Raw genomic sequence first — 7304 nt, 5'->3', positions numbered from 1 at the left:
ATAAACATTCACTTCCTCTATTTCAAAAAGAAGCCAAAGAGCTGATCGGAGTATTAAAAGAAAAATCTGAAAGTGATGTGCAATCTCTGATGAGTATTAGTGAAAAGTTGGCTACGCTTAATGTTGAGCGGTATCATAATTTTACAGCAAAGAAAGATCCTGTACATGCCAAACAAGCGATGTTTGCCTTTCAAGGCGATGTATACCAGGGACTAGAAGCTGCTGACCTTTCTAAAGAAGGTGTGAGCTTTGCGCAAGATCATCTAAGAATTTTATCGGGACTGTATGGTGTCCTAAGGCCATTAGACTTAATACAACCTTACAGATTAGAGATGGGTACGAAACTGGCTGTAAATGGTGATAAGAATTTGTATGAGTTTTGGAACGATAAGGTAATAAAACAACTCAATAAAGATCTTAAAAATCAGGGTGATGATATCTTAGTTAACTTGGCTTCCAATGAATATTTCAAAGCTGTTAATACTGATAAACTCAAGGGTAGAATAATCGATGTAGATTTCAAAGATTATAAAAATGGAAAGTATAAGATAATTGCTTTCTACGCCAAAAAAGCGCGAGGTCTGATGAGTAAATATATGATCGAAAATCAGATCAAGGACGAGAACGATCTTAAAGGATTTGATTACGAAGATTACGCTTATAACGATAAAGAATCTTCAGAAGATAAGCTCGTTTTTACCCGAGGTTAAAAGCCGTACCCTTCATAAGAAGATGTAAACTCAACTTGTTTGATGGTTGGATCTATGTTGATGTTAGTAAATTGATAGTGCTCAAACAGTGCATTATCTACGTAAACTTCGATGTCTACAGGTACCATTAATTGTTTGTCTATCAGCAAATCCATTTTAGCCGAGTAGTCATTTGGTATGCTGATAATCTGGCCTTCGCTTACATCATCATAGCTATCGACATCATCATTTAGCTGCATAATCATATAAGCAGAAATGTAGTTTTTATAACCGATATCTAGTAAATCTTCGTTGGCTTTAACTTTATAATCTATGATTTTATATTGTGGATTTTCGAATGACAGTTTCCAACAACTCTTACCATCTTTTGTAGTGTAATCGGATACCGAAGTAATCGAGCCTATTTGATCTTCATATTTTTGAAACAGATGTTCCAGTATAGATATGAATCGGTCAAAGCCAGAGTCCATGATGGTGTGATGTTGATCTTTGGTCATCTTGCTACCTTTCGGATCAAGCTTTACATTAAACCACGGAAAACCGTTAGGGTTAATCAAAGCTGTTTTATCTCCACCTTTGTATAAAACTTCAAGCCCTTCTTCGGGTTCAATCTGCTTGGTATACACCATAAAAGGCTCACGCTGAAGTTTTACTTTGGCAATTTGCTTTTGCAGTTCGCCATCGATCTGCTCTTGCTTGATCATCGTATATGACAATGTTTTTATCTGTTTCGATTTCTCAAACATCGATTTTGCAATGCGACTGGCATCCTGGCCGACCGCGTGGTGTCCGGAGACAATGAATATTAAAAGTGAAAGGATATATGTTTTGCCAGTTATTGTGAAATTGAGTTTTGTCATATACTATCTAAGGTACTTGAACTAAACGAAAATTTACAGCTTAATTGTACTACTTCTGTTTCTTTTTCACCCCTCTTATCGGCTCAGCCTTTAAAGGGTCATCGGGCCATTCATGCTTTGGGTATCTTCGTTTGAGGTCCTTTTTTACCTCAAAATAAGCGTCACTCCAAAAGCTTTTTAAATCTCCCGTAATCTGCACCAGCTTAAAGCCGGGAGATAACAGATGCATCAACACAGAAGTATTGCCATTGTTTACAGTTGGGGTTTCGGTAAGTCCGAAAACCTCTTGTAGTCTTACTGCTAAAATGGGTGGCTCGCCAGTAGCTTTGTATTCTATTTTAATCTGAGAGCCAGTTGGTACTTCCATTTTTTGTGGAGCCAAACGGTCCAATTTCTCTTGAAGTTCATAATCTAAATTGTGATGTAACACATTTACCAAGTCTATTTTCTTAAGATCTTCCGGGCTCTTTATATTATTTAGATAAGGACTTAGCCATTTATCACATGTAGCGAGTAGCGTTGTGATGCTTACGTCAGGCCAGTTATCTCCGGTATTCCATTTTTTCAAACTCATCACTCTATTTTGCCATTGTGTGACCGAATCATCAAAATTTAATAGGTTTTTGCCTTCCGCTTTTACCGCAGTACAAATGGCCTTGATTAACTTACTATCATCAGGTTGGGGAAGGGGCGTGCTCCTCAAAACTATCGAGCCTATTCGCAAATCTTTAGACGCTATAAGCCCGCCCTTTTTTGTATCCCAGGTAATGATTTCTTTTTCGACCACCATGGGTGCTAGATCTTTCGGATTGAGCGGAGCGGCCATAAATATCTTACCCATACCATCACGGGCATCGATGTGGGCCACCGCCAACCACGGTTCGTGTGCCAGATCGTCTCTATGACCGGCCATAGCATATTTGCCATTTGCCAATTGAAATTGAGCATTGTTGCCCGGTCGGGAAGAGGCTATTCGTTCGGGGTAGGCATAGGCAAGTAAAAGTCCTGCCTCAAAAACATCATATGCATTATTATCAACTTCGGCATCAAACATTCTCCTGTATTGATTGGCCACTTTTTCTATACGTCCAAATTTTCCACCACTGCTATTTCTGCTCCTGTAGCGCCTCAAGGCCTCTATTCGAAGGTTTACGTCAATGCCTGCGTCTTTGGCCAATGGATCTTTTTCCTCAATCACCGCTGCTATGTCTGTAGCTAGTGGGAGTAGGTCAATCAGATCAGCTTTTATGAGCATATGAGCAATCCGTGGGTGACAAGGTAGTTGATGAATTTCTTTTCCATGGTCAGTGATGGAGCCATCTTCCAAAGCTCCGAGCTCTTCTAAAACATCGTACGCTTGAAAGAGATGTCCTGCTGGTGGAGTTGACAACCAGGTAAGTTGATTGACATCATTGATGCCCCATTGAGCCAGATCGAGTGCCAAGGGTGCCAGGTCTGCCTCTTCAATTTCAGGTGTACGGTGATCTTGTAAGTGAAGCTGGGTGGCCTTAGACCACATACGATAACAAGTACCCGCGCTTAGTCGACCTGCTCGCCCAGCGCGTTGGTCTGCCGAATCTTTAGATATCTGAATAGTTTCTAATCGTGATAAACCGGAGTTAGGATCAAACTTTGAAGCTCTTCCGTACCCACAATCGACTACAACGGTTATACCTTCGATGGTCAAACTCGTTTCCGCAATGGAAGTAGCCAAGACTACTTTGCGTTTGCCATTTTTGTCTGGCATGATGGCCGCATATTGCTTATTCCATGGCAGCTGACCATAGAGGGGGTGAATGGCAAAATCTGACAATTCTTTTTTCAGAATTTCTTCTGTTTTCTTTATTTCACCCTGGCCGGGAAGAAAAACCAAAATATCACCTTTTTGCTCTTTGGCTGCCCGAATCACTGTCCTGCTAGTCATTTCTGGCAAGAGCATCATATCCTGGTTGTTTGTGTATATGATGTCGACAGGGTACTGTCGCCCTTTACTTTCTATAATTGGCGCATTATCCAGTTTTGCTGAAAGCATAGGCATATCCAGCGTGGCAGACATGATAAGAATGCGCAGGTCGGGCCTCAGCACTTGTTGAGACTCCCGTGATAAGGCCAGGGCTACATCTGCATGTATACTTCGCTCATGAAATTCGTCAAAGATGATCATACCAACATCTGTCAATTCATTGTCGCCATGAAGCATTCTGGTTAATATACCTTCAGTAACTACCTCGATCTTGGTTTTTGAAGTGACTTTATTGTCAAATCTTATCCTATAACCAACAGTTTCTCCGACATTCTCACCAAGGAGTGAAGCCATACGGTTGGCAATGGTCTTTGCGGCCAATCTTCTGGGCTCTAGCATTAATATCTTTTTGCCATTGAGCCACTCTTCCTCAAAAAGTGCAAGCGGGAGTAAAGTACTTTTACCTACTCCGGGAGGTGCAGATATAATGAGAGAAGTATGATCCTGAAGGCTTTTTTTGACCTCAGGTATTATTTCCTTTACAGGAAGATCTATGTTGGAGTAGTCGAATGTCATATAGTATTCTCGGGCTTAAGAGAAGTATGGCTGCAAAGGTAAATAATTGTTGAGGGTCTATTCGCCATTATTTATTGACAAACATTGGGAATATTTATTATATTAAATTCACTAACAAAAGCTATAAACCAAATGAGTGAAGTAGGAAGAAACGAACCATGCCCTTGCGGAAGTGGGAAAAAGTACAAAAACTGTCATCAAAAGATGGAGACTCAAAAAGGAGCGAGGAATAGAACCTATTTAATAGGTCTGATTCTATTGGTTTTTGTGTTAATAGCTATCGCCAACTTTGTTATAGATATGAATAATAGAGGAAATGTTACGAAGCCTGATGGTCCGGCACCTGCAGGCAAAGTGTGGTCAGAAGAACATGGCCATTATCATTAATGATGGCGAGTTGTTAAAAGTATGCGTGACAAAGCTCATTGAACAAGTTTATGTGATAAATTAACATAAACTCATGGGAGCCATTAGAGTACCCACCAATGTCGGATAATGTATGATCATATGCATATCCGAAAATCGCATTGCTATTTAAATTGATTGCAAACATAGCACTTATAGCATCAGAACTTCTATAAGATACTCCGACATTGAGAATGTCATCAATGAAAAAGTTTGCATTTAAATCAAACCCTACAGGAGAGCCAACCTGATAGCGTATAAGAGTCGAAGGTTTGAACATTAGATTGTCTTGCAGCTTCATTACTTTACCCCCGGTTAAAAAGTAGTATCTTGATTCCTTGGCATCACTCAACCCTGACCCATTTCGTATAATACTGTTTTCTAATAAATAGGGAACTGAAAGACCAAGATATGAGCGCTTGGTACTGTAAAACAGGCCTGTACCTACATTTGGATTAAATTTTTGATTAAATGTTGAAAAAACGACATCATTATTTTGACGTAAATTTAATCTATCAAAACCACTATTTAAGTAATTAAAACCACCTTGAATTCCGAAGGCTAAATTTCCTCTTCCGAATGGAATTTTATAAGCATACATGCCGTAGAAGCCAATATCATCATGGACGCCTATTTGGTCATTTGATAATAAAAAACCTAATCCTACTCTTTTATTTCTAGTGGCTGTGTGGGCGCTAAATACTTTTGTAGAAGGGGCACCATCAAAATTTACCCATTGCTTTCTAAAAAGCATATTAACAGTAAGTCTGTTTTGATTCCCCGCATAGGCTGGGTTTAACAAAAGCCCATTATAATTGTACTGCGTTATTACGCTTTTTTGTTGTGCTTGTATGCTATTGCTAGCGATGAATATGAGTAGACTTAAAAGTAAATACTTACGCATTAGTGATTATCTAAATAGTTCAATAAATCCGGTCAACTGTTGGTCGCCATTTCCTTTATCGATTACATAAAAATATGTACCATCAGGTAACTCCTGATTGCCAATATAAATTCCCCTATTACCCTCACCTCTGAAAATTATTTCACTGTTGTTATATTGATCTACTTCGTACACCAGTGCCCCTGATCTATTGAAGATTTTAACATTATTATTTAAAAAGTCATCAATGCAACCAATTTCCCATTCGTCATTGACACCATCTCCATTTGGTGATAATCCGTTAAATACGTTAATATCCGCTTCTATGCTAAAGGTTTCGGTATAAGAACAGCCATTTACGTCAGTCAACATTACGGAATAATCTCCGGCAGGATAATTTGAAATCATTGGTGCATTTATTACGCCTTGTGGGGTTTCCCACTCTACACTTACAATTTCAAATTTAGAGTCGATATCAATAGAAACAGTACCATTCTCAGTTTCACACAATTCGTTTTTAATATCAAAGGTCAACTTAGGTACTTCACGGCCATCAGGAAACTCAATTACTACTGGCTCAGATACACATTTTGATAAAGTGTCCGTGGCCGTTACCGAATAAGTGGCTACATCTAGTGTAGTAATGGCACTTCCTGTAAACTCGGCAGTACTATCAACTTCACCCAGGTACCAATTAAATGTATATTGCTCTGTTTCATCGTTTATAGAAGCATTGGCGGCTCCATTTGGTGATAGACAGCTGATCATTTCCTGTGTGATCGTTATGTCAGGTGTTTGGACCTGTATGAGTTCTTCCGGGATCTCAATAGTGGCATTCTCTATACACCCTGTACTAAAGTGAGTGAGTGTGATATTGTACTGAACAGCCTCTGCATTTGTGAATTTTCTACCTGTATTCACACTTGTAGAAGGGTCGGAACTTTTATACCATTCAATGGTATAGTCTTGAGTAACCTCGATACTATCACCGTCCTCTTCATCAACAAAATATGCAGATATAGCAGTTGAACCATTCGGATTATCAGGATCACAGAATTGTTGCGGGTTGTTGACAATAATCTCAAGATTAGGCACTTCTGTGGCTATAGAAATAGTGTCATAAACATACTCAGAAGCACATAGTGGTGCAGTAGGATCAGTTGCCTGTACGCGATAAATACCTTCAGGAACTCCTGTGAGAATATCGCCAGTCGCGTAAGGTTGGTAAGAGTTTGAAGACTCATCTAATCGCTCCCAGTTAAAATCATAACTACCGGCCAGGTTAGAGATTTGAGCGACTAACCTGCCATCTGGCGCTATACAACTTTTGATATTTTGTGATGAGGCTATGACTTGTGGGAATTCTATTGCAACATCTACAATAAATTCAGAGGTAGTTACACATCCAGTTGAAATATTAGTAACGCGTACCTGATATGCACCTGAATCCAAGTCAGTTGCGATATTACTCATTTCAAGATTTGGTGTATTCAACCATTCAAACGAGTAACCTGCAACGGTTCCGTCAGCTGTTACTTCAATTCGTCCATTTGGATCGGCTGTATCACAATTTGTCGTTGGAGAAACTGCAATAGCCTCGACTTGCGGTAAACTTGTAGCATCAGCTATTGTAATGCTTACCATAGAAGTTTGACAACTAGAAGTACTGTTGGTGGCTTGTACAAAATAGTCTCCAGCAGCCTGATTTGAAATTGTATTTGATGCTGAAGGCCCCTGAATACTATTCATGTTAACATCGAAAAACTCAAAAGTATATCCGCCTGAGGCAAATTGAGTTCCATCTTCTTTCACAAAATTAACAGTTGCACTTCCATTTTCTGGAATACAGTCAGTTTGTGGTATAATGGTCATGTCATTAGATGGCTGAATAGAGAGTACCGGCAGGT

Annotated in this window: 6 protein-coding genes; 2 read left to right on the top strand and 4 right to left on the bottom strand. The window is 39.4% G+C overall.

All coding sequences use genetic code 11. The features are described 5' to 3' along the window. On the top strand, positions 1-710 hold a 710-nt coding region (gene yaaA / locus E1176_RS09170), incomplete at its 5' end, for a peroxide stress protein YaaA (RefSeq protein ID WP_155210311.1). On the opposite strand, the gene E1176_RS09165 is transcribed toward yaaA, so the two are convergent. Further along, complete coding sequence (locus tag E1176_RS09165) at positions 707-1570, bottom strand: DUF1571 domain-containing protein (protein WP_155210310.1); 864 nt, start codon at positions 1568-1570, stop codon at positions 707-709. The two genes, yaaA and E1176_RS09165, sit on opposite strands and share 4 nt — an antisense overlap. A 49-nt stretch (positions 1571-1619) precedes the next feature. Next, positions 1620-4109: an ATP-dependent helicase HrpB gene (hrpB, locus tag E1176_RS09160; protein WP_155210309.1), complete on the bottom strand. Its 2490-nt coding sequence runs from the start codon at positions 4107-4109 to the stop codon at positions 1620-1622. A 132-nt stretch (positions 4110-4241) separates the two neighbouring features. Here hrpB and E1176_RS09155 point away from each other — a divergent pair, with 132 nt between their 5' ends. Beyond that, positions 4242-4496 carry an SEC-C metal-binding domain-containing protein gene (locus tag E1176_RS09155; RefSeq protein WP_155210308.1) on the top strand — a complete coding sequence of 85 codons (255 nt, stop codon included), beginning with the start codon at positions 4242-4244 and terminating at the stop codon, positions 4494-4496. Positions 4497-4509: 13 nt separating this feature from the next. Here E1176_RS09155 and E1176_RS09150 read toward each other — a convergent pair whose 3' ends face one another. Both E1176_RS09150 and E1176_RS09145 read right to left on the bottom strand, forming a co-directional pair. Further along, positions 4510-5418, bottom strand: coding sequence for a PorP/SprF family type IX secretion system membrane protein (locus tag E1176_RS09150; protein ID WP_155210307.1), 909 nt, complete (start codon positions 5416-5418; stop codon positions 4510-4512). Positions 5419-5424: 6 nt separating this feature from the next. Further along, positions 5425-7304, bottom strand: a 1880-nt coding sequence (locus E1176_RS09145; RefSeq protein ID WP_155210306.1) for a T9SS type B sorting domain-containing protein, incomplete at its 5' end; no start/stop codon positions are given.

The sequence above is a fragment of the Fulvivirga aurantia genome (assembly GCF_009711475.1).
Taxonomy (GTDB): Bacteria; Bacteroidota; Bacteroidia; order Cytophagales; family Cyclobacteriaceae; genus Fulvivirga; species Fulvivirga aurantia.
The sequence above is the reverse complement of the archived record's forward strand: the minus strand, read 5'-3'. Positions and strand labels throughout refer to the sequence as shown.

Bases quoted from the DNA above. Each gene is read 5' to 3' on its own strand.
- E1176_RS09155 (WP_155210308.1), top strand. From the start codon at position 4,242: ATGAGTGAAGTAGGAAGAAACGAACCATGCCCTTGCGGAAGTGGGAAA.
- E1176_RS09150 (WP_155210307.1), bottom strand. From the start codon at position 5,418: ATGCGTAAGTATTTACTTTTAAGTCTACTCATATTCATCGCTAGCAAT.
- E1176_RS09165 (WP_155210310.1), bottom strand. From the start codon at position 1,570: ATGACAAAACTCAATTTCACAATAACTGGCAAAACATATATCCTTTCA.
- hrpB (WP_155210309.1), bottom strand. From the start codon at position 4,109: ATGACATTCGACTACTCCAACATAGATCTTCCTGTAAAGGAAATAATA.